Raw genomic sequence first — 20,700 nt, 5'->3', positions numbered from 1 at the left:
GCCCCGCTGGGGCCGGCTGAACTCCCTCCACCCCCACCCCCGCCCCCCCCGGGCCCCGCACGACCCGGGGGCGGCCCCGCCCCCCGACGGCCGGGGCCCGCCCCGGGAGTTCGGCGCGCAGACCGGTGCGCCGATGGGAACTCAGACGTTGACGCCGAAGTCCTGGGCGATGCCGCGCAGGCCGGAGGCGTAGCCCTGGCCGATGGCGCGGAACTTCCACTCGCCGCCGTTGCGGTACAGCTCGCCGAAGACCATCGCGGTCTCGGTGGAGGCGTCCTCGGAGAGGTCGTAGCGGGCCAGCTCCGAGTTGTCGGCCTGGTTCACCACACGGATGAAGGCGTTGCGGACCTGGCCGAAGTTCTGGCCGCGACTCTCGGCGTCGTAGATCGACACCGGGAAGACGATCTTCTGCACGTCCGCCGGGACGCCGACCAGGTTGACCTTGATCGCCTCGTCGTCGCCCTCGCCCTCACCGGTGCGGTTGTCGCCGGTGTGCTCGACCGAGCCGTCCGGGCTCTTCAGGTTGTTGAAGAACACGAAGTTGCCGTCCGAGCCGACCTTGCCCTGGTCGTTGCAGAGCAGCGCGCTGGCGTCCAGGTCGAAGTCCGTCCCGGTGGTGGTCCGGACGTCCCAGCCCAGGCCGACCACGACGGCCTGGAGCCCGGGGGCCTCCTTGGTGAGCGAGACGTTGCCGCCCTTGCTGAGGCTGACTCCCACGTGTCCTCCAAGAATCGGGAGGCACGGCTGGTGCCCCCGCGGTGGTGCGGTTCGAGGCCGGCCGCCCGGAACCGGACGTAAGCCCCACCCCGCCAACGGCCCGAGCGTAGTGCCCGGTTCCCGCACACACCTCCGAACGGGGCCCGGGGCACCTCCGAACGGGCCCGGAACGCCTCCGAACGGGGTCCGGAGCCCCTGCTCGGGGGCTTCAGAGGGCTGCGAGGGCCTTCAGGTACTCCTGCTCGTCCCGGGCCTCCGGGAGGCCGTTGAGGACGCTCCAGCGCACCGTGCCGGCCTCGTCGATCACGAAGGTGCCGCGCAGCGGGCAGCCCTTCTCCTCGTCCAGCACGCCGTAGGCCCGGGCGACCTCGCCGTGCGGCCAGAAGTCGGCGAGCAGCGGGAACTCCAGGCCCTCCCGGTCGGCGAGGACGCGCTGGCTGAACTGGGAGTCGCAGGAGACCCCGAGCACCTGGACCCGGTCGTTCTGCAGCCCGGCCAGCTCCCGCTGGATCGCGCCCAGCTCGCCGGTGCACACGCCGGTGAAGGCGAACGGGTAGAAGACCAGCACCACGTGCTTGCGGCCCCGGAAGTCGGCGAGCCGGACGCTCTCCCCGTGCTGGTTGTTGAGCTCGAAGTCCGGAGCCGGGGTGCCGACCGCGACGGTCATGAGCGGGACCTTTCTGACGCGACTCCGGCGCGAGTGCGGCGCGACCGGACCGCGCGGCGGGCGCGGCAGGGCACATCCTCGCATTCGCTCACGGACGTTCGGCCGAACGGATGAGGCGCTCCGCCGGGCGGCCCAGCCCTTTCGCCCTCGGCGAACAGCCCCGGCCCAAAGACGCGAAAAGCGCCGGGCCCCGCCGGAGGAGTACTCCGACGGGGCCCGGCGCTCGGCTTCAGGGCCCGTTCAGCGCTGCTTGGGCTGCTTCGCCGTGGACTTGGTGGCCAGGCGGGTGGCCGCCCAGTCCTTGGCGATCGCGATCGAGCTGGTCTGCGACAGGCCGGAGGTCTTCGCCGCGTCCGCGATCTCGGAGGCCTCGATGTGGCCGTCGCGGCCGGTCTTGGGCGTCAGCAGCCAGATCAGACCGCCCTCGGCCAGGTACTCCAGGGCGTCGACGAGGGCGTCCGTGAGGTCCCCGTCGTCGTCGCGGTGCCAGAGCAGGACGGCGTCCGCGACGTCGTCGTAGTCCTCGTCGACGAGATCCGTCCCGGTGATCTCCTCGATGCCTTCACGGAGATCCTGGTCAGTGTCGTCGTCGTACCCCAGCTCCTGGACGATCTGGCCCTCTTCGAAGCCGAGACGGGTCGCCGGGTTGGACTTGTCCGCGGGGTCCGCGGTCGCGCTCACGGGAATAACCTCCAGTATTCGGCTCGGCGTCCATGCCGAGGCTGTGGCCGTAGTCCACACGGGCGCGGCGGTTCGCGCAAGTACCCGACCCCCGATCCCCTCCAAAGGTTGACGTGTCACAGCGGGACACGCCGGTCGACGTGTCGGGAATCACACCGATTTGCCCTTCTCTGCGTGAGACAAGGATGCTTCGGGTGGTCCCGGCCCACAGGCCGCACACGTGCCCGAGATACGAACGGCATTCGGGGTCCGCGTGTGCGCGGGCGTAGAGTCTCCTGTTGGCCCTCACCCCGGCCGCCCGCCATCGGGCGGACGGGACACCAGGTCGGACCACCTCTTTTCGTAACACCCGGGGGTGTACGGAGCGGACGAAGACGCCCGCACCGCGCGCCACCAGACCGGCCCGCCCACCAGGCGGAACGGTTACCGATCGGTAGAGATGACGGATCTCCGAGCGCGGTAGCACGATGGAGGCGGCGCGACACACCTCAGTTTCGACCGACAGTGAAGGAACAGCGTGGCTTCCGGATCCGATCGCAACCCGATCATCATTGGCGGCCTTCCGAGTCAGGTCCCGGACTTCGATCCCGAGGAGACCGCGGAATGGCTGGAGTCGCTCGATGCGGCCATCGACGAGCGGGGGCGTGAGCGTGCCCGTTACCTGATGCTGCGGCTGATCGAGCGCGCCCGCGAGAAGCGTGTCTCCGTGCCCGAGATGCGCAGCACGGACTACGTCAACACCATCGCGACCAAGGACGAGCCGTTCTTCCCCGGCAACGAGGAGATCGAGCGCAAGATCCTCAACGCGACCCGTTGGAACGCGGCCGTCATGGTCTCCCGGGCGCAGCGCCCGGGCATCGGCGTCGGTGGCCACATCGCCACCTTCGCCTCCTCCGCGTCGCTCTACGACGTCGGCTTCAACTACTTCTTCCGCGGCAAGGACGCCGAGGGCGAGTCGGGCGACCAGATCTTCTTCCAGGGTCACGCCTCCCCCGGCATCTACGCCCGCGCCTTCCTGCTGGACCGACTCACCGAGCAGCAGCTCGACGCGTTCCGCCAGGAGAAGTCGAAGGCCCCGTACGGCCTGTCCAGCTACCCGCACCCGCGGCTGATGCCGGACTTCTGGGAGTTCCCGACCGTCTCGATGGGCCTCGGCCCGCTCGGCGCGATCTACCAGGCGCGGATGAACCGCTACCTGGAGCACCGCGGCATCAAGGACACCTCGGACTCGCAGGTGTACGCCTTCCTCGGCGACGGCGAGATGGACGAGCCCGAGTCGCTCGGCCAGCTGTCGCTGGCCGCCCGCGAGGGCCTGGACAACCTGACCTTCGTGGTCAACTGCAACCTGCAGCGCCTCGACGGCCCGGTCCGCGGCAACGGCAAGATCATCCAGGAGCTGGAGTCCCAGTTCCGGGGCGCCGGCTGGAACGTGATCAAGCTCATCTGGGACCGCAGCTGGGACCCGCTGCTCGCGCAGGACCGCGACGGCGTCCTGGTGAACAAGATGAACACCACCCCGGACGGCCAGTTCCAGACCTACGCCACCGAGACCGGCGACTACATCCGCGAGCACTTCTTCGGCGGCGACCTGCGCCTGCGCGCCATGGTCGAGAACATGACCGACCACCAGATCCAGCACCTGGGTCGCGGCGGCCACGACCACAAGAAGATCTACGCGGCGTTCAAGGCGGCCCGCGAGCACAAGGGCCAGCCGACGGTCATCCTCGCCCAGACGGTCAAGGGCTGGACGCTGGGCCCCAACTTCGAGGGCCGCAACGCCACCCACCAGATGAAGAAGCTGACGGTCGAGGACCTGAAGCGCTTCCGCGACCGGCTGCACCTGCCGATCACCGACAAGCAGCTGGACGAGGGCTACCCGCCCTACTACCACCCGGGTCGCGACTCCGAAGAGATCCAGTACATGCACGACCGCCGCAGCGAGCTGGGCGGCTACGTGCCGACCCGCAAGGTGCGCCCGCGCCCGCTGGTGCTGCCCGGCGACGACGCGTACAAGGCGGTCAAGAAGGGGTCCGGCAACCAGACCATCGCCACCACCATGGCGTTCGTCCGGGTGCTCAAGGACCTCATGCGGGACAAGGGCATCGGCAACCGCTTCGTGCCGATCGCGCCGGACGAGTACCGCACCTTCGGCATGGACTCGCTGTTCCCGTCGGCGAAGATCTACAACCCGCTGGGCCAGACCTACGAGTCGGTCGACCGCGACCTGCTGCTGGCCTACAAGGAGTCGCCGACCGGCCAGATGCTGCACGACGGCATCTCCGAGGCCGGCTGCACCGCCTCGTTGATCGCCGCCGGTTCGTCCTACGCGACCCACGGCGAGCCGCTGATCCCGGTGTACGTCTTCTACTCGATGTTCGGGTTCCAGCGCACCGGCGACCAGTTCTGGCAGATGGCCGACCAGCTGGCCCGCGGCTTCGTGATCGGCGCCACCGCCGGCCGCACCACGCTGACCGGTGAGGGCCTGCAGCACGCCGACGGCCACTCGCACCTGCTGGCCTCGACCAACCCCGGCGTCGTCGCGTACGACCCGGCGTACGGCTTCGAGATCGCGCACATCGTCCAGGACGGTCTGCGTCGGATGTACGGCTCCAGCGCCGAGCACCCGCACGGCGAGGACGTGTTCTACTACATGACCGTCTACAACGAGCCGATCAAGATGCCGGCCGAGCCCGAGAACGTCGACGTCGAGGGCATCCTCAAGGGTCTGCACAAGTACGCGCCGGGCACCGCCGGCCAGATCCCGGCCCAGATCCTCGCCTCCGGCGTGGCCGTGCCGTGGGCCCTGGAGGCCCAGCGCATCCTCGCCGAGGAGTGGAACGTCAAGGCCGACGTCTGGTCCGCGACCTCCTGGAACGAGCTGCGCCGCGACGCGGTGGAGACCGAGGAGTTCAACCTGCTGCACCCCGAGGAGCAGCAGCGGGTGCCGTACGTGACCCAGAAGCTCCAGGGTGCCGAGGGCCCGTTCGTCGCCGTGTCCGACTGGATGCGCGCCGTTCCGGACCAGATCGCCCGCTGGGTGCCGGGCCAGTACCAGTCGCTGGGCGCCGACGGCTTCGGCTTCGCCGACACCCGCGGTGCGGCCCGTCGCTTCTTCCACATCGACGCGCAGTCGGTCGTCCTGGGCGTGCTCACCGAGCTCGCCAAGCAGGGCAAGATCGACCGCTCGGCGCTGAAGGAGGCGATCGACCGCTACCAGCTGCTGGACGTGACCGCGGCCGACCCGGGTGCCGCCGGCGGCGACGCCTGATCACCCGCTAACGCCTGAAGGGGCCGGACCTCCGTACGGGGGGTCCGGCCCTTCGGCGTTCCCGGCGGTTGTCGGCCCTCACACCGGTGTGGGGGCCTACGCTCGGCGGCATGACGAACGAGATCACCGGACAGCACCCCGAACCCGCCGACGGCACGGGCGAGTTCAACCGCAAGGTCATCGCCGAGTTCCGCTCCCGCGCGGGGGTGGTGGGCGGCGAGCTCAGCGGCATGCCGCTGCTGCTGCTCACCGTGCTCGGCGCCCGCAGCGGCGAGCCGCGCACCACCCCGCTGGTCTACCTGCCGGACGGCGAGCGGCTGGTGGTGTTCGCCTCCAACGGCGGCAGCGACACCGACCCGGTCTGGTACCGCAACCTGGTCGCCCACCCGGAGGTCACCGTCGAGGTCGGCGCCGAGCGCTACCCGGCCGTGGCCGCCGCGGTCGACCCGGCCGAGCACGACGCGCTCTGGGCCCGGCAGGTCGCCGCCCAGCCCCAGTTCGGGGGCTACCGCACCGCCGCCCGGACCGTCCCGCTGGTGGCGCTCACCCGGGTCTGAACGACGCGACGGTCCCGGACTCCGTCGGGAGTCCGGGACCGTCGCGTACGGGTGTCCGTCAGATGTGCACGGCCGGGCCCGCGTCGGTGCTGCCGCGGCGGGCGAGCAGGCCGAGCACGGCGGCGCCGAACGCCACCACGGCGGCCACCGCGAAGGCGAGCGACATGCCGCTGACGAAGGACTGGTGCACGGCGCCGGCCATCGCGTCCACCGCCTGCTGCGGGGTACCGGGCGGGGCCGGCGGGGCGATGCCGAGCTGGGCGGCCTGCTTGAGGCCCTCGGCCTGCGGGCCCTCCACCGGCGGCAGGCCGGCCTTGGCCCAGTTGCCGGGCAGTACCTCGCCGACCTTGGCGGCCATCAGCGCGCCCAGCACGGCGGTGCCGAGGCTGCCGCCGACCTGCATCGCGGACTGCTGCAGGCCGCCGGCCACGCCGGACAGCTCCAGCGGGGCGTTGCCGACGATGACCTCGGTGGCGCCGACCATGACCGGGCTGATGCCGAGGCCCATCAGGACGAACCAGAGCGACATCACGCCGGTGCCGGAGCCGGTGTCCAGGGTGGACATGCCGCACATCGCGGCGGTGGTGATCAGCATGCCCGCCACGATCGGGATCCGCGGGCCGAGCTTGCCGATCACGATGCCCGCCACCGGCGAGCCGACGATCATCATGCCGGTCATCGGCAGCAGGTGGACGCCGGCCTCGACCGGCTTCATCCCGTGCACGTTCTGCAGGTAGAAGGTCACGAAGAAGATCGCGCCGAAGAACGCGAAGGCCATCAGCACCATCAGCAGCACGCCCGCCGACAGCGGCACCGAGCGGAACAGGCCGAGCGGGATCAGCGGTTCCTTCGCCCGGCCCTGCCAGAACGCGAAGAGCGCCATCAGCACCACCGCGCCGCCCAGGAACAGCAGCGTCCTGGCGTCGCCCCAGCCCCACACAGGGGCCTTGATGATGCCGAAGACCAGCGCGAACATCCCGGCGGAGAGCAGCGCGATGCCGGGCACGTCGAAAGACTTGACGGCGTTCTCGGCCCGGACGTCCTTGAGGATCCACAGGCCCAGGCACAGCGTGATCAGGCCGACCGGGATGTTGATGAAGAAGACCGACTCCCAGCTGACGTGCTCGACCAGCAGGCCGCCGACGATCGGGCCGGCCGCGCTGGAGGCGCCGATCACTCCGCCCCAGATGCCGATCGCCATGTTGAGCTTCTCGGCCGGGAAGGCCCCGCGCAGCAGGCCGAGCGCGGCCGGCTGGAGCAGCGCGCCGAACAGGCCCTGCAGGACGCGGAAGGCGATCACGGTCTGGATGTTGCCGGCGAAGCCGATCGCGGCCGAGGTGGCGGCGAAGCCGACCCCGCCGACCAGGAACGTGGTCTTGTGGCCGAACCGGTCGCCGATCTTGCCTGCGGTGATCAGGAAGACCGCGAGCGCCAGCAGGTAGCCGCTGGTGACCCACTGGATCTCGGACGGCGCCGCGTTCAGCTTCTCCTGGATCACCGGGTTGGCGATCGCGACGATCGTGCCGTCCAGGGCAACCATCATCACGCCGACCGCGACGGTCAGCAGGGTCAGCCAGGGGTGCCCCTTGAGCCCTCCCCCGGTCGGCGGATTCGGCGGCGGTGCGTCCGCCTTGGAGTTCTTGACGACGGACTGGCTCATCTGGGCCCTCCGGGGGCGTGCCGAGATTCGGAACGTGGGAGTGGCGCCGCGACGACCCACCCGTCCCCACGAGTGCCCGGCCGACGGGCGCCACTGTCCGCAGATTATGACAGTCTCTGACATTCGGCAAACAATGACTTCTGACCTGCACTGACATTTGTCAGGGGGCTAAGGTTGTGCTCCCACCCGCCACACCAGCGCCCCGGAAGGCCCCCGCCATGGCCGCTCACACCCCCCGCACCCTCGGCACCCCGGAGGGCCTCGGCCGGACGCCCGGACTGCGGGAGCGCAAGAAGCAGCAGACCCGGGACGCCCTGGTGCAGGCCGCCCACGTGCTCTTCCTCAGCCAGGGCTTCGCCCGCACCACCGTCGACGAGATCGCCTCCGCCGTGGACGTCTCCCAGCGCACCTTCTTCCGCTACTTCGCCAACAAGGACGAGGTCGCCCTCGCCGTGATGGCCGACGCCGAGGACTACTTCATCGAGTGCCTGCGCCACCGCCCGGCCGAGGAGACCCCGCTCCAGGCGCTGCGAGCCTCGATCGTCAAGGCCTGGCGCGACCTCGGGAAAGCCCAGACCCCCGGGCCCGGCTCGATCCGCAGCGCCCTGGAGCTGCTGCGGATCATCGAGGACACGCCCGCGCTGCTCGCCGCCCACCTGCGCCGGGTCACCGACCAGGAGCGGCTGGTGGCCCAGGTGCTCGCCGAGCGCGAAGGGCTGGACCCGGCCGAGGACCTGCGGCCGGTCGTGCTCGCCGCCGTCTTCGGCGGCCTGCTGCGCGCCGCCCACCTGTCCTGGACCGCCGAGCAGGAACCGGCCGGGCCCGAGGCCATGGTCACGGTGATCGAACGCCACTTCGACCAGCTCGGTCCGGCCCTGGCCGGCCACTGGCGCCCCTGAGCGCTCGCGTCGTACCCGAGTGCTACCCCGGATCCCGGACCCAGGTCGGACGCCGAGCGGCCACCGCGCCCCTAGTCTGGCCGGATGATCAACTCGTCCACCGGGTCCGGCCCCCGCGGCGCGGTGCGGGCCATGCTCACCACGCTCCTGCGACCGTCCGCCGACCACACCCCGCTGCTTGCCCGGTCCCCTCGGCCGTGGATCCGCCACCTCCCGTACGTCCTCGTCGTGGCCTCGATCGCCTCGCTGCTGCCCAGCGGGATCAATGTGATGGCCAACGACTACGGGCTCAACGGGGGGCTCGCCGGCGCCCTCGCGGTCGCGCAGACCGCCCCCCTGCTGCTCGCGGTGAGCCGACCGCTGGCCGCCTGGTGGATGATCGGCAGCACCGATCTGCTGGCCGCCCTGCTGGTCCTGACCACCGGGAGCGGGACCGGCGGCCCCTGGCCCTGGATCCCCACCAGCCTGGTCGGCTACCTGTTCCTGATGGTCCCGCTCTCCCTCCGCGAGCCGCGGCGCACCCTGGTCGCGGTCTGGCTGGTCACCGCCGGCGCCGGGACCGCCCTGTCGGTCGCCGGGATCGGCTCCCGCTACACCGGGGACAACACCATCCTCGCGGTCGCCCTGACCGGCGCCGTCCTGGTGCTCGGCGGAGCCCTCCGGGAAAGCGCCGAGGCGCGCCGACTGCTCAAGCAACAGGAGCAGATCAGCGAGGTGGAACGCGAGCGGCGCACCCTGCTGGAGGAACGCGCCAGGATCGCCCGGGAGTTGCACGACGTGGTGGCCCACCACATGTCGGTGATCGCCGTCCAGGCCGCCAGCGCGCCGTACCGGATCGAGGGCGTACCGGCCGACGCCGCCGAGGAGTTCGGCACGATCGCCGACGCCGCCCGGGAGTCGCTGGCCGAGATGCGGCGGCTGCTCGGCGTGCTGCGCAGCGAGGAGTCCACTGCGGAGAAGACCCCGCAGCCAGGAGTGGGCCAACTCGCCCAGCTGGTCGAGACGGTGGGACGGGCCGGGGTGCCCGCCGAACTGACCGTGGACGAGGGGCTGGCCGAGCGGGTGCCGCAGGCCGTCGGCCTGTCCGTCTACCGGATCGTGCAGGAGGCGCTGGCCAACGTGGTCCGGCACGCCCCCGGCGCGCGGACCTGGGTGTCGCTCTCGGCGGACGGCCCGGAACTGCGGCTGACCGTGGTCAACGCGCCCCCGCCGCAGCGCACCGAGTCGCTGGAGGCCTCGGTCGAGGGCACCGGGCAGGGTCTGGTCGGAATGCGCGAACGCGTCCGGCTGGTCGATGGCAGGCTGGACACCGGCCCGCTGCCGGACGGCGGCTTCAAGGTGGCCGCCGTCCTGCCGCTCGACCTTCCTCTGGAGACGCCCGCATGACCATCCGCGTGATCATCGTCGACGACCAGGCCATGGTGCGGGCCGGCTTCGCCGCCCTGCTCAACGCCCAGAGCGACATCGACGTGGTGGGGGACGCGGCGGACGGCGCCCAGGCCCTGGAGGTCACCGGGCGCACCCACCCCGACGTGGTGCTGATGGACGTCCGGATGCCCGTCATGGACGGCCTGGAGGCGGCCCGGCGGCTGCTCGACCCGGCCACCGGTAGTCGGGGAGGCGGCGGCGCGCACCGGCCCAAGGTGCTGATGCTGACCACCTTCGACGTGGACGACTACGTGTACGAGGCGCTGCGCGCCGGGGCCAGCGGCTTCCTGCTCAAGGACGCCCCGCCGGCCGACCTGATCGCCGCGGTCCGGGTGGTCGCGGCCGGCGAGGCGCTGCTCGCCCCCTCGGTGACCCGCCGGCTGATCGAGGACTTCGCCCGCAGCCGCCCCGCCAAGCGCCGCGACCCCAAGCTGCGGCTCAACGGCCTGACCCCGCGCGAGACCGAGGTGCTGGAGCTGATCGCCCGCGGCCTGTCCAACCAGGAGATCGCCGGGCAGCTGGTGCTCGCCGAACAGACCGTCAAGACCCACATCGGCCGCATCCTCGCCAAGCTCGACCTGCGCGACCGCGCCCAGGCCGTGGTGCTGGCCTACGAGTCCGGGCTGGTGGCACCCGGTCAGTAGCTGCTACTCGCCCGCTCACCTCCGGGGCGCTCTGATCCGGTGCCGACGGTCGGCGCTCCCTCGCTCCTCCGTCACTCCCTCGCTTCTCCCTTTCGACACCGGCGCGCCCCTTCGGCTCGGGGCGGTGCCACCCCTGATACCCGGGTAGCACCCCGGGGTTGGCCCCGCGGTGTGACGTCCGCGGGGCCGTCGCATTTCTACCTTCCTCCCCATCGACAGCCGAACCGGCTCGGCAGCCGAACGGACGAGGGAGAGCAGGGACATGCGCACATTTCGGGCCAGGCGGGCGATCGCCGCCACCGCGGTGGCGCTGGCGGCGCTGCTCGGCGCGGGCGGCTGGGCCGCCGACACCCAGACCGCCGTGACCGGCCCGCCGCCCGGCAGCGCCGCCTGGACCGCCGACACCGCGTCCGGCCTCCGGCCGCCCGACCCGGCCACCGCCACGCCCGCCCAAGTCGCCGCCTTCTTCGCCGGGTTGACCCCGGCGCAGCAGGACGCCCTGGCCGCCCGGCACCCGCTGGTGGTCGGCAACCTGGACGGCGCCCCGGTCCGACTCCGCTACCGGGCCAACACCCTGGCCCTCACCGCCGAGCGCGACCGGGAACTCGCCCGGGCCACCGACCCGGCACTCACCCCGCAGGACCACCAGGCCGCCCGCACCCGCGCCGAGCGCTACCGCACCCTGCTGGACGGCGGCCGGCAGATCCTCGCCTTCGACCCGCGCGGCCGCGGCCAGGTCGCCGAGGTGTACGGCAACCTCGCCGCCGCCCGCCGCTCCGCCGTGATCGTCCCCGGGTCGGACATCGACCTGCTGAGCTTCGACCGCGCCGGCGACCCGTACGGCAGCCCCGCCGGAATGGCCCGCGCCCTGTACGGGGCCACCGACGGGCAGAGCGCCGTGATCGCCTGGGCCGGCTACACCACCCCGGTCGGCCTCGGCCCGGACGCCGTCACCGAGGACCTCGCCCGGGCCGGCGCCACCCGGCTGACCCGACTGCTGGACGGACTCGCCGTCAGCACCCGGCCGCAGGCCCCGCCCACGGTGTTCTGCCACAGCTACGGCTCGGTGGTCTGCGGCCTGGCCCGCCCGAACCCGGCCCAGGCCTCCGGCCTGGTGGTGCTGGGCTCGCCCGGCATGGGCGTCGACTCGGCCGCCGACCTCGACCCGCGCGTCCCGCTCTGGGCCACCACCCGCAACGGCTCGGACTGGATCGGCGACGTGCCCAACGTCCGGCTGTTCGGCCTCGGCCACGGCGCCGACCCGACCGACCCCGGCTTCGGCGCCCGCCCGCTGCCCGCCACCGGATCCCACGGCCACTCCGGCTACTTCACCCCCGACACCGCCTCGCTCGCCGCCTACGCCGCCATCGCCCTCGGGCGCGGCTGACCCCTCCGAGCCCAGCACTGGAAGGAGCACCGCCATGGCCCACCCGCTCACCGCCCTGCGCCGCGCCGCCGAGAAGGTCGACGCCCGGACGCCCGAGACCCGCGACCGCGCCCTGGACGGGCTGCGCGCCCTCGCCCTGCTCGCCGTGCCGATCGGGCACTGGATGCTCGGCGGCCTCACCCTCTCCCCCGACGGCGCCCTGCACAACGCCAGCCCGCTCTCCTCGCTCGGCTTCTTCGCCCCGGTCAGCTGGGCGCTGCAGATGCTCGGGGTGTTCTTCCTGGTCGGCGGCCACTCCTCGGTCCGCTCGCTGGAGCGCGGCCGGGAGAAGGGCCTGACGTACGGGAGTTGGCTGCGGAGCCGGACGGTCCGGCTGCTGCGCCCGGTGCTCGGGGTGACGGCCGTCTGGGCGGTGCTGATCCCGCTGCTGCCCCGGCTCGGCGTCCCGGCGGACACCCTGCGCACCGGTGCCACGCTGGTGGTGCAGCCGCTCTGGTACATCGGGGTCTACCTGGGCCTGACTGCGCTCACCCCGCTCTGCGCGGCCTTCGCGCGGCGGCTGGGCGGCTGGTCGGCGGGCCTGCCGGCGGTCGCGGTCGCGGCGGTCGACCTGCTGCGGTACGGGCCGTGGGCCGAGGCGGTGCCGTCCTGGGTCGGGCTGCTGAACATCCTGCCGGGCTGGCTGTTCGGCTACCAGCTCGGCGTGCTGTGGGCGCGGGGCCGGCTCGGCAGGCCGGCCGCCCGGGTGCTGCTGCTCGGCGGCGGAGCGCTGTTCGCCGCACTGCTGCTGGTGTTCCACTACCCGGCGAGCATGGTCGGCGTGCCCGGTGTCGAGCGCACCAACTCGCACCCGCCGTCCCTGCTGGTGCTCGCCCTGGCGGCGGTGCAGTGCGGCGCCGCGGTGCTGTTGCGGGACCGGCTGGGCCGGCTGCTGACCCGCCGTCCGCTGCTCTGGCTGCCGGTGGTGGTGGTCAACCTGTCGGCGATGACGATCTTCTGCTGGCACCAGAGCGCGATGCTCGCGGTGGCGGTGCCCGGCGCGGCCGGCCTGGGCGCCGTCCCGGGGCTGACCACGACGCCGGACTCGCTCGGCTGGGTGGCCGCCCGGCTGGCGCTGCTTCCGCTGTTCGGAGCCGCGCTGGTGGCGATCGGGTGGTTCACCCGGCGCTTCGACGGGCCCTGGACGGCGTTCTCCCGGGTCGGCAAGGCGGCGGCCGGGGCCGCGGCGGCGCTCTTCGCCGCGTACGCGCTGGGCGTGGTGTGAGCCTGCCGTACCGGCGGTGACCTGCGCCGGAGGGCAGGGCCTGGAGGGGGCGTGGACCGACCGGTCCGCGCCCCCTCGGCCGTTCCGGCGCACCCGAGGAACGGGACCGCCCCAAGGGGTGCATCCGCATGCGAACCACCACGCACTGTGATGTTCTGTGACTGTCGGCGACCGTCGCTGGACCGCCCGCCCACGGCCCGTCCGCCCGCATTCGCCGCACCCCCGAACGCCCCGTCCCCGAAAGTCCCTTCCTGAGGAGACCCATGTCCCCGTCCCCACCCCGCCCGCAGCCCCGGCCCCGGGCCGGCCGTCGGCTGCCGGCCACCGCCGTGGTCCTCGCGGTCACCGCCGGCACCCTGCTGAGCGCCGTCGCGCCGGCCGTCGCCCACGGCGGGGACGACCTCGCCCCGCACGTCGACTCCCACCGGGTGGCCGAGGAGCTGCGACAGGACGAGGTCGCCACCCTCGGCCAGGAGCACGCCGAGGAGCACGCCCGGATGCGCGCGGCGGTGCGCGGCATCGGCGACTACCCGCAGACCACCCGCACCAACCGGTACAACGCCCTGACGGCGTCCCAGGCCGACCACAACAAGGCCTTCGCCCCGGACACCTGGGGGGCGTTCAAGGAGTACTTCCCCTCCCCGGACTTCGGCGACCACGTCGCCCTGCTGCCGACCGGCAAGGTGCTGCTGTTCTCCTTCGAGCGGATCGAGACCAACCCGGAGAAGGAGCCCGCCCCCACCCAGACCACCGGCAAGGAGAACGCCGGCCGGGCCTTCCTCTGGGACCCCGCCAAGGGCACCGGGACGAGCGCGTTCAAGCAGGTCAACCCGCCGGTCTTCGACATGCCGGACGGCCTGGGCGAGCCCCGCCCGGTGCCGTTCTTCTGCTCCGGCCACTCCTTCCTGCCCAACGGCATGCTCGGCGTCTTCGGCGGCAACCTGGGCGGCAACGGCGGCACCGGCGCCAAACTCTCACTGATCTTCGACCCGTGGACCGAGACCTGGACCCGCAACCCCGACATGTCGGTGGGCCGCTGGTACCCCTCGGTGGTGACCGGCGCCGACGGGCGGCAGCTGATCATGTCCGGCCAGTCCGAACTGGGCTACGGCACCCCCACCCCGGTGGTCGAGCGCTTCCCCGCCAAGGCCTTCGCGGTGCCGCTGAAGAAGACCGACGTCCCCAAGGACACCCCGGTCGAGCGGTTCAAGGTGGACGCCCCGTTCACCACCGACTACCCGCACCTGTTCTCGCTCAACGACGGCAACGTCTACGGCTTCGGGCGCCAGGCCGCCGAGCAGTGGAAGTTCGACCCGGTCGCCGAGACCCGCGCCGACCTGACCGCCCGCCCGGACGGCCGCAAGCGCAACTACGGCTCCGCCGTGATGCTGCCCGCAGGCGCCAACGGCCCGGACTCCGCGCTGGTCCTCGGCGGCGACCGGGACAACCCGAGCACCCTGCGCTTCGCCAACGGCAGTTGGACCGCCGAGAAGTCGCGCGCCTTCGGCCGCACCCAGGACGACACCGTCCTGCTGCCCAACGGCCGGCTGATGACGGTCAACGGCGCCTACGACATCCGCGACTACGGCAACGGCCCGTACAACCCCAACGCCGACCTCAAGTACCGCCAGATCGAGCTGCGCGACGACCAGGGCAACTGGCAGCTCGGCCCGGTGCAGCGGCTGCCGCGCGGCTACCACTCCAACGCCGTGGTGCTGCCGGACGGCCGGATCATGGTGACCGGCGACGAGCTCCAGCAGATGGCCAACAACACGGACATCAACGGCACCGTGAGCGGCGTCCCGGGCACCTCCGGGCCGATCAACATGAACGGCACCATCGAGATCTACGAGCCGGCCTACCTGCACCAGGGCAGTCGGCCCACGCTGGACAACGCGCCCACCGTACCCATCGGTTACAACAAGAACTTCACGGTCACCAGCACGACCTCGGACCAGGTGGTCAAGGCCGTCCTGCTCGCGCCCACCACCTCCACCCACTCCGTCAACACCAGCCAGCGCCACATCGACCTGCGGATCGCCAGCCAGGCCGGCAACCGGATCCAGCTCCAGGCCCCGCCGGACGCCAAGGCCGCGCCACCCGGCTGGTACATGGTCTTCCTCCTCGACGACAAGGGCGTGCCCAGCGAGGCGAAGTGGATCCAGCTCAGCTCCTCCGCCTGACCCCCACCCATCCAGAAAGGAACCCACCCCATGGCAACGGACCTGAGTCTGCGCGAGAGCGACGAGATCCAGGGCGACATCCTCGCCGGCTTCAAGAAGGACAACGTCAGCGTCCTCTTCCTCAAGTTCGAGGACGCCGCCCGGGCCCGCGACTGGCTGCGCAGACTGACCCCGCAGATCTCCACCACCCGTGAAGTCGCCGCGTTCAACGAGAGGTTCAGTGAGGCCAAGCAGGCCGCCGGCGGCGACGACCCCAAGTCGCTGACCGCCACCTGGCTGGGCGTGAGCTTCACGTACGAGGGCCTGCGGATGCTCTCCACCGCCGAGCCGCTCCCGACGCCCCCCTCGGGCGACAACGGCCTGAAGGCGTTCAAGGAGGGCTCGGCCAAGCGGGCCGGCGCGCTCGGTGACACCGGCGACAACTCCCCGGAGAACTGGCTGTTCGGCAACGGGAAGAACCAGCCGGTCCACGCCGTGCTGAAGATCTCCGCGGATACCGAGCGGGACCTCCAGTCGGCGATCGAGGCGCAGCGGATCGCCGCCGCCGAGTGCCGGGTCCTGATCGTCTACCAGCAGAACGCCCAGACCCTGCTGGGCAGCCGGCGCGGCAAGGAGCACTTCGGCTTCAAGGACGGCATCAGCGAGCCCGGTGTCCGGGGCTTCGACAAGCCCGACCCGACCAAGCCGGACGAGGTGGACGGCCACCCGGGCACCCGGCTGATCCCGGCCGGCGAGTTCGTCTGCGGCCTCGACAACGACCCGTTCAGCTTCGCCAAGGACCAGTACCCGGTCTGGACGCAGAACGGCTCCTTCCAGGTGATCCGTCGGCTCGCCCAGGACGTCCCCGGCTGGTGGTCGCAGGTCGCGGTCGAGTTGGGGGAGCTCAGGAGGGCCAAGGCCGTCCCGGACCACGCCACCACCGAGTGGCTGGCCGCCCGGATGGTCGGCCGCTGGCGCTCCGGCGCCCCGGTCTGCAAGCACCCGGACCGGGACGTGCCGAACAACCCGACCGCCGCCAAGGACAACGACTTCGCCTTCCGGGACGACCCGGAGGGCCTGACCACCCCGCTCTGGTCACACCTGCGCAAGACCGAACCGCGCGCCGGTCTGCAGGAGAGCCCGGACAAGCCCCCACTGGACGCCAGCGTCCTCAACGGCCGGCGGATCATGCGCCGCGGCACCCCGTACGGGGCCCCGTTCGACCCGGCCTCGGAGGGCCCGGGCGGCCCGGACGACCCGCGCGGCCTGCTCTTCATCTGCTACCAGGCTGACATCAAGCGGCAGTTCGAGTTCATCCAGGCCGACTGGATGGACCAGCCGAACTTCCCGCCGAACCGCGATTCGCGAGGGACCACCCCACCCGGGCACGAGGGGCCCCGCCCCGTACCCGGCAGGGACCCGGTCACCCAGAACTGCACGGACCCGGACACCGGCGAGGTCACCCCCGTCGACTTCGAGAGCCGGGGCACGAGCGGCCTGATCCAGCACACCCCGCTGAGCTTCCAGCAGTTCGTCCAGACCACCGGCTCGGTGTACGCCTTCATGCCCTCGCTGAGCATCCTGCGCGGGCTCTGCGAGGGCCGGCTCACCCCGGTCGGGCCGACCACCACGCAGACCGGCGGCCAGCCCACGACCCAGACCGGCGGGCAGACCGGCGGCCAGCCCGAGCCCCAGCCGGTGAAGGCCTACCCGTGCGACGAGTTCGTCGCCGTCCCCGACCAGTACCGCAAGGGCGGCCAGAGCCAGTACTGGGCCTTCCACGGCGACCGCTGCCGGCTGATCTCGATCGCCGACGGCTCCGCCCACACCGACCGCAAGGTCGAGGACGACACCTGGCTGACCACCTGGACCTGTCTGCAGGGCGTCGGCCGGGTGGACTGCGTGCTGCCCGTCCCGGACCAGCAGGACCCGGCCGGCAAGAGCTGGTACTGGGTGTTCCACAGCACCAGCGGCCGTCAGCAGTACCGGATGGTCTCGATCACCTGCGGCGGCGGCCGCTACACCACCGCACTGGAGCGCTCGGACCGCGACCTCACCTACTGGGGCTCGCTCAGCGGCGTCGGCCAGGTGGACTGCTGGCTGCCGGTGCCGGACCAGCAGCGGGTCGGCGGCAAGAGCTGGTACTGGTGCTTCCACACCACCAGCGGCCGCCAGCAGTACCGGCTGATCTCGATCGCCGACGGCTCCTCCCACACCGACGTGCGCGAGCGCACCGACCGCGAGCTCTCCCAGTGGGGCTCGCTGAACGGCCTGAGCCGGGTGGACTGCTTCCTGCCCGTCCCGGACTGCCAGCGGGTCAACGGGAGCAGCGAGTTCTGGGTGTTCTGCGGCCAGAGCTACCGCCGGATCTCGATCGCCGACGGCAGCGGCCACCCGGACCGCCTGGTCGACGGCGACCGCACCTGCGACAACTGGGCCTCGCTCGGCTGACCTCGACGGCGTAGCCACGCGCCCCCGGTGCGCCACCACGCGCGCCGGGGGCGCGCCGTCGGTGCCCTGCTCTACCCTGCGGCCATGGTGACGTTCGACGAGTTCCGCGCGATGGCCCTGGCCCTGCCGGAGTCCGCCCAGGAGCCGACCTGGGACATCGAGACCCTGCGGGTCCGGCACAAGATCTTCGCGATGGGCGCGCCGGAGAGCGGGAGCGTCACCGTCAAGGCCTCCCCCGAGGACCAGGCCGAGCTGCTCGCCGCCGAGCCCGCGGTGTTCTCCTTCGCCCCGTACGTCGGCCGGCACGGCTGGGTGCGGATCCGGCTGGACCTGGTCGACCCGCAGGAGCTGGACGACCTGGTCACCGAGGCCTGGCGGCGGACGGCGCCCAAGCGGCTGGTGCGCGAATTCGACGCCCGGCACGCCGGTTAGCGGCGTCGGAACGGCCACATACGGACGTCAGGAGGACACCCCCGGTTCATGTGATCCATCCCACAGTTTGGGCGTGTCCGTCACCCTCCTGTGACCTCTACGCTTGCGCAGGGAAGTCAGCAAATCCAATCGCACCCTCCGGGCACCGCCCGAGAAACGGTGACGGGCCCAAGGGAGTTGGTGCGGTGCGCAACCGTCGACGCTGGAAGCGCGTACTGATCGGGGCGTTCGCGGGTTGTGCCGTGCTCGCCGACGCCGGCGCCTCCGCGGCCGCGGCCGCGGTCTCCTCCGAGCAGCTGGCGATCTCCACGCCCCCGGCCGGCAGCGCCGCCTGGATCCAGGACCACACCTTCGGCCGCACCCTGCCCGACCCGGCCACCACCAGCCCGGCCGACGCCGCCGCCTTCTTCGCCTCGCTCGCCCCCACCGAGCTGGACCGGCTGATCAAGGACTACCCGCTGGTCGTCGGCAACTACGACGGCGCCCCGCTGGACCTGCGCTACCGCGCCAACCGGATCGCGCTGGCGAACGAGCGCGACGCCGCCCGGGTCCGCGCCCAGGACAAGAAGCTGGACGCCGACACCCGCGCGCTGGCCGTCTCCCGCGCCAACGACGTCGAGCACCTGCTCAGCCCCGGCCGGCAGATCCTGGCCTTCGACCCGCGCGGCCGCGGCCTGGTCACCGAGGTGTGGGGCGACCTCGCCGACGCCGAGCGGATCTCCGTGATCGTCCCCGGCTCGGACGCCGACCTCGGCCACTTCGACCAGAGCGCCGAACCGCTGCGCTCCCCGGCCGGCATGGCCCGCGCCCTGTACGGCGAGGAACAGCGCCAGGCCCCGGGCACCCGTACCGCCGTGATCGCCTGGACCGGTTACGTCACCCCCTCCGGCCTCGGCCCGGACGCCGCCACCTCCCGGCTCGCCGACGTCGGCGCGCCCCGGCTGGAGCGGCTGCTGGCCGGCCTCAAGGAGACCACCCGCCCGGACGCGCCCCCGGCGCTGCTCTGCCACTCGTACGGCTCGGTGGTCTGCGGCACCGCCGGCCCGAAGATCCCGCGCGCGGCCGCCTCGCCGTCCGACACCTCGGGCATCACCGACATGATGGTGTTCGGCAGCCCCGGCATGGGCGTGCAGGGCGCCGCCGAGCTGGGCACCGGCGTGCACGTGTGGGCCACCCGCAACCCCAGCGACTGGATCGGCAAGGTCCCGTTCCTGGAGGTCGGCAAGCTCGGCCACGGCGCCGACCCGACCGGCGACGGCTTCGGCGCGGAGCAAATCTCCTCGGCCCGGGCGTCCGGCCACAACGGCTACTTCAGCGACGGCACCGACAGCCTGCACAACTTCGCGGCGATCTCGCTCGGCGACTACCCGGACGTCGTCCGGACCACGCCCAACTCCTGAGCCGGCCGGGGCCCACGAGTCAGGGCCCGGGAGCCGGGCCCTAGTCCTGGTACAGCCGCAAGGCCTCCGCCGCCGACCTGGCCAACTCGCGCCGGGCGGTCGGCGGGGCCAGCACCTCGACGTCCGCACCGAAGGCCAGCAGCGAGCGGACGGCCGCCGGGGACGAGAAGGCCATCGCCAGCTCGACCCACTCCTCGGCCGGCCCGGCCCCCGCCTCCGGGGGCAGCTCCGCGATCCGGCCGCCGTGGATGCGCAGGAACATGTCCAGCCGCCCGCGCCGGACCCGCACCCGCACCGGCAGCTCCTTGGGCACCCGCTCCACCTGCTCGCGCAGGACCGCCCACACCTCGCCGAGCCCCACCCCCGCGCGCCGCCGCACCGTCTCCTCGGTGGTCTCGGCGGCCAGCACCCGGTCGGCCCGGAACAGCCGCGGCTCGGCGTGCAGATCGGCCACCAGGTACCAGACCGAGGCCTTGCTGACCAGCCCGTACGGATCGACGGTGTAGTCCACCGGCGCGGGCGTGCCGCTGTGCCGGTAGCGCAGCCGCAGCCGCCGGTCGGCGAACACCGCGTACTGCAGCTCCCCCAGGTCCGGCCCGCTCCCGACGCCGGGCTGGGAGCCCTGCATCCAGCGGGCCGGGTCGACCAGGATCCGCTCGCTGACCCGCTCGGCCGCCGGGCGGTGCGGGGCGGGCAGGGCCGCCATCACCTTGCGCAGCGCCGAGCCGAGCGCGCCGTCCAGCCCGAGGTCGCTGTGCGCGCCCTGGGCGGAGAGCACGAACAGTGCCCGGGCCTCGTCCGCCGTCAGCCCGGTGACATCGGTGCGGTAGCCGGGCAGGAGGTTGATGCCGCCGTGCCGGCCGCGCTCGGTGAACACCGGCACCCCGGCCGCGGAGAGCGACTCCACGTCCCGGTAGATGGTGCGGACGGACACCTCCAGCCGTTCGGCGAGCTCGGTGGCGGGCACCCGGCCGCGGGTCTGGAGCAGCAGGAGGATCGAGAGCAGGCGGTCGGCCTTCATGGCACAAGAATCCCAGTAATCATGACGGCACTTGTCAGGTTTTACTGGGAGATTGCGTTCCG

16 protein-coding genes are annotated in these 20,700 nt (G+C 72.4%); 11 read left to right on the top strand and 5 right to left on the bottom strand.

The genetic code is table 11. The features are described from left to right. Window positions 1-141: 141 nt before the first annotated feature. From ACGF12_RS21830 to ACGF12_RS21820, 3 genes are all read right to left on the bottom strand, one after another. The gene (locus tag ACGF12_RS21830) at window positions 142-717 is read right to left on the bottom strand and encodes a TerD family protein (protein ID WP_380610698.1); all 576 of its coding nucleotides are present in this window, start codon (window positions 715-717) and stop codon (window positions 142-144) included. 208 nt (window positions 718-925) lie between these two features. Beyond that, window positions 926-1,384, bottom strand: a complete 459-nt coding sequence (locus ACGF12_RS21825) for a peroxiredoxin (protein ID WP_393032405.1) — start codon at window positions 1,382-1,384, stop codon at window positions 926-928. Window positions 1,385-1,624: 240 nt separating this feature from the next. Next, a complete protein-coding gene (locus ACGF12_RS21820; RefSeq protein ID WP_393032402.1) occupies window positions 1,625-2,065 on the bottom strand; it encodes a DUF3052 domain-containing protein in 441 nt (146 codons plus the stop codon). A 517-nt stretch (window positions 2,066-2,582) separates the two neighbouring features. Here ACGF12_RS21820 and aceE point away from each other — a divergent pair. Both aceE and ACGF12_RS21810 read left to right on the top strand, forming a co-directional pair. Beyond that, window positions 2,583-5,333, top strand: a complete 2,751-nt coding sequence (aceE, locus tag ACGF12_RS21815; protein WP_393032399.1) for a pyruvate dehydrogenase (acetyl-transferring), homodimeric type — start codon at window positions 2,583-2,585, stop codon at window positions 5,331-5,333. Between the two features lie 110 nt (window positions 5,334-5,443). Next, complete coding sequence (locus ACGF12_RS21810) at window positions 5,444-5,890, top strand: nitroreductase/quinone reductase family protein (RefSeq protein WP_393032396.1); 447 nt, start codon at window positions 5,444-5,446, stop codon at window positions 5,888-5,890. Between the two features lie 58 nt (window positions 5,891-5,948). Here ACGF12_RS21810 and ACGF12_RS21805 read toward each other — a convergent pair whose 3' ends face one another. Then, window positions 5,949-7,550 carry an MFS transporter gene (locus tag ACGF12_RS21805; protein ID WP_393032392.1) on the bottom strand — a complete coding sequence of 534 codons (1,602 nt, stop codon included), beginning with the start codon at window positions 7,548-7,550 and terminating at the stop codon, window positions 5,949-5,951. Window positions 7,551-7,768: 218 nt separating this feature from the next. Here ACGF12_RS21805 and ACGF12_RS21800 point away from each other — a divergent pair, with 218 nt between their 5' ends. The 9 genes from ACGF12_RS21800 (at window position 7,769) to ACGF12_RS21760 (ending at window position 19,617) form a co-directional block, all read left to right on the top strand. Beyond that, window positions 7,769-8,449 (top strand): TetR/AcrR family transcriptional regulator, encoded by a 681-nt coding sequence (locus ACGF12_RS21800; RefSeq protein ID WP_393032389.1) that lies wholly within the window; start codon window positions 7,769-7,771, stop codon window positions 8,447-8,449. A gap of 84 nt (window positions 8,450-8,533) precedes the next feature. Beyond that, window positions 8,534-9,835 (top strand): sensor histidine kinase, encoded by a 1,302-nt coding sequence (locus ACGF12_RS21795; RefSeq protein WP_393032385.1) that lies wholly within the window; start codon window positions 8,534-8,536, stop codon window positions 9,833-9,835. Beyond that, window positions 9,832-10,521, top strand: coding sequence for a response regulator (locus ACGF12_RS21790; protein ID WP_393032382.1), 690 nt, complete (start codon window positions 9,832-9,834; stop codon window positions 10,519-10,521). Before ACGF12_RS21795 ends, ACGF12_RS21790 begins: the two co-directional genes overlap by 4 nt. A gap of 262 nt (window positions 10,522-10,783) precedes the next feature. After that, complete coding sequence (locus ACGF12_RS21785; RefSeq protein WP_393032379.1) at window positions 10,784-11,908, top strand: alpha/beta hydrolase; 1,125 nt, start codon at window positions 10,784-10,786, stop codon at window positions 11,906-11,908. Between the two features lie 34 nt (window positions 11,909-11,942). Beyond that, a complete protein-coding gene (locus ACGF12_RS21780) occupies window positions 11,943-13,172 on the top strand; it encodes an acyltransferase (RefSeq protein WP_393032376.1) in 1,230 nt (409 codons plus the stop codon). Window positions 13,173-13,435: 263 nt separating this feature from the next. After that, window positions 13,436-15,355, top strand: coding sequence for a galactose oxidase-like domain-containing protein (locus tag ACGF12_RS21775; protein ID WP_393032373.1), 1,920 nt, complete (start codon window positions 13,436-13,438; stop codon window positions 15,353-15,355). Between the two features lie 30 nt (window positions 15,356-15,385). Further along, a complete protein-coding gene (locus tag ACGF12_RS21770; RefSeq protein ID WP_393032371.1) occupies window positions 15,386-17,785 on the top strand; it encodes a Dyp-type peroxidase in 2,400 nt (799 codons plus the stop codon). Between the two features lie 84 nt (window positions 17,786-17,869). Further along, window positions 17,870-18,217, top strand: a complete 348-nt coding sequence (locus ACGF12_RS21765) for an MmcQ/YjbR family DNA-binding protein (protein ID WP_393032368.1) — start codon at window positions 17,870-17,872, stop codon at window positions 18,215-18,217. Window positions 18,218-18,402: 185 nt separating this feature from the next. Continuing rightward, entirely contained in the window at window positions 18,403-19,617 is a 1,215-nt protein-coding gene (locus tag ACGF12_RS21760; protein WP_393032365.1) for an alpha/beta hydrolase, read from the top strand. Between the two features lie 40 nt (window positions 19,618-19,657). On the opposite strand, the gene ACGF12_RS21755 is transcribed toward ACGF12_RS21760, so the two are convergent. Further along, the gene (locus tag ACGF12_RS21755) at window positions 19,658-20,638 is read right to left on the bottom strand and encodes a helix-turn-helix transcriptional regulator (RefSeq protein WP_393032362.1); all 981 of its coding nucleotides are present in this window, start codon (window positions 20,636-20,638) and stop codon (window positions 19,658-19,660) included. Between the last annotated feature and the right edge of the window lie 62 nt (window positions 20,639-20,700).

This window comes from Kitasatospora sp. NPDC048296 (assembly GCF_043201815.1).
Classification (GTDB): Bacteria; Actinomycetota; Actinomycetes; order Streptomycetales; family Streptomycetaceae; genus Kitasatospora.
This window is presented reverse-complemented; position numbering and strand designations above follow the sequence as displayed.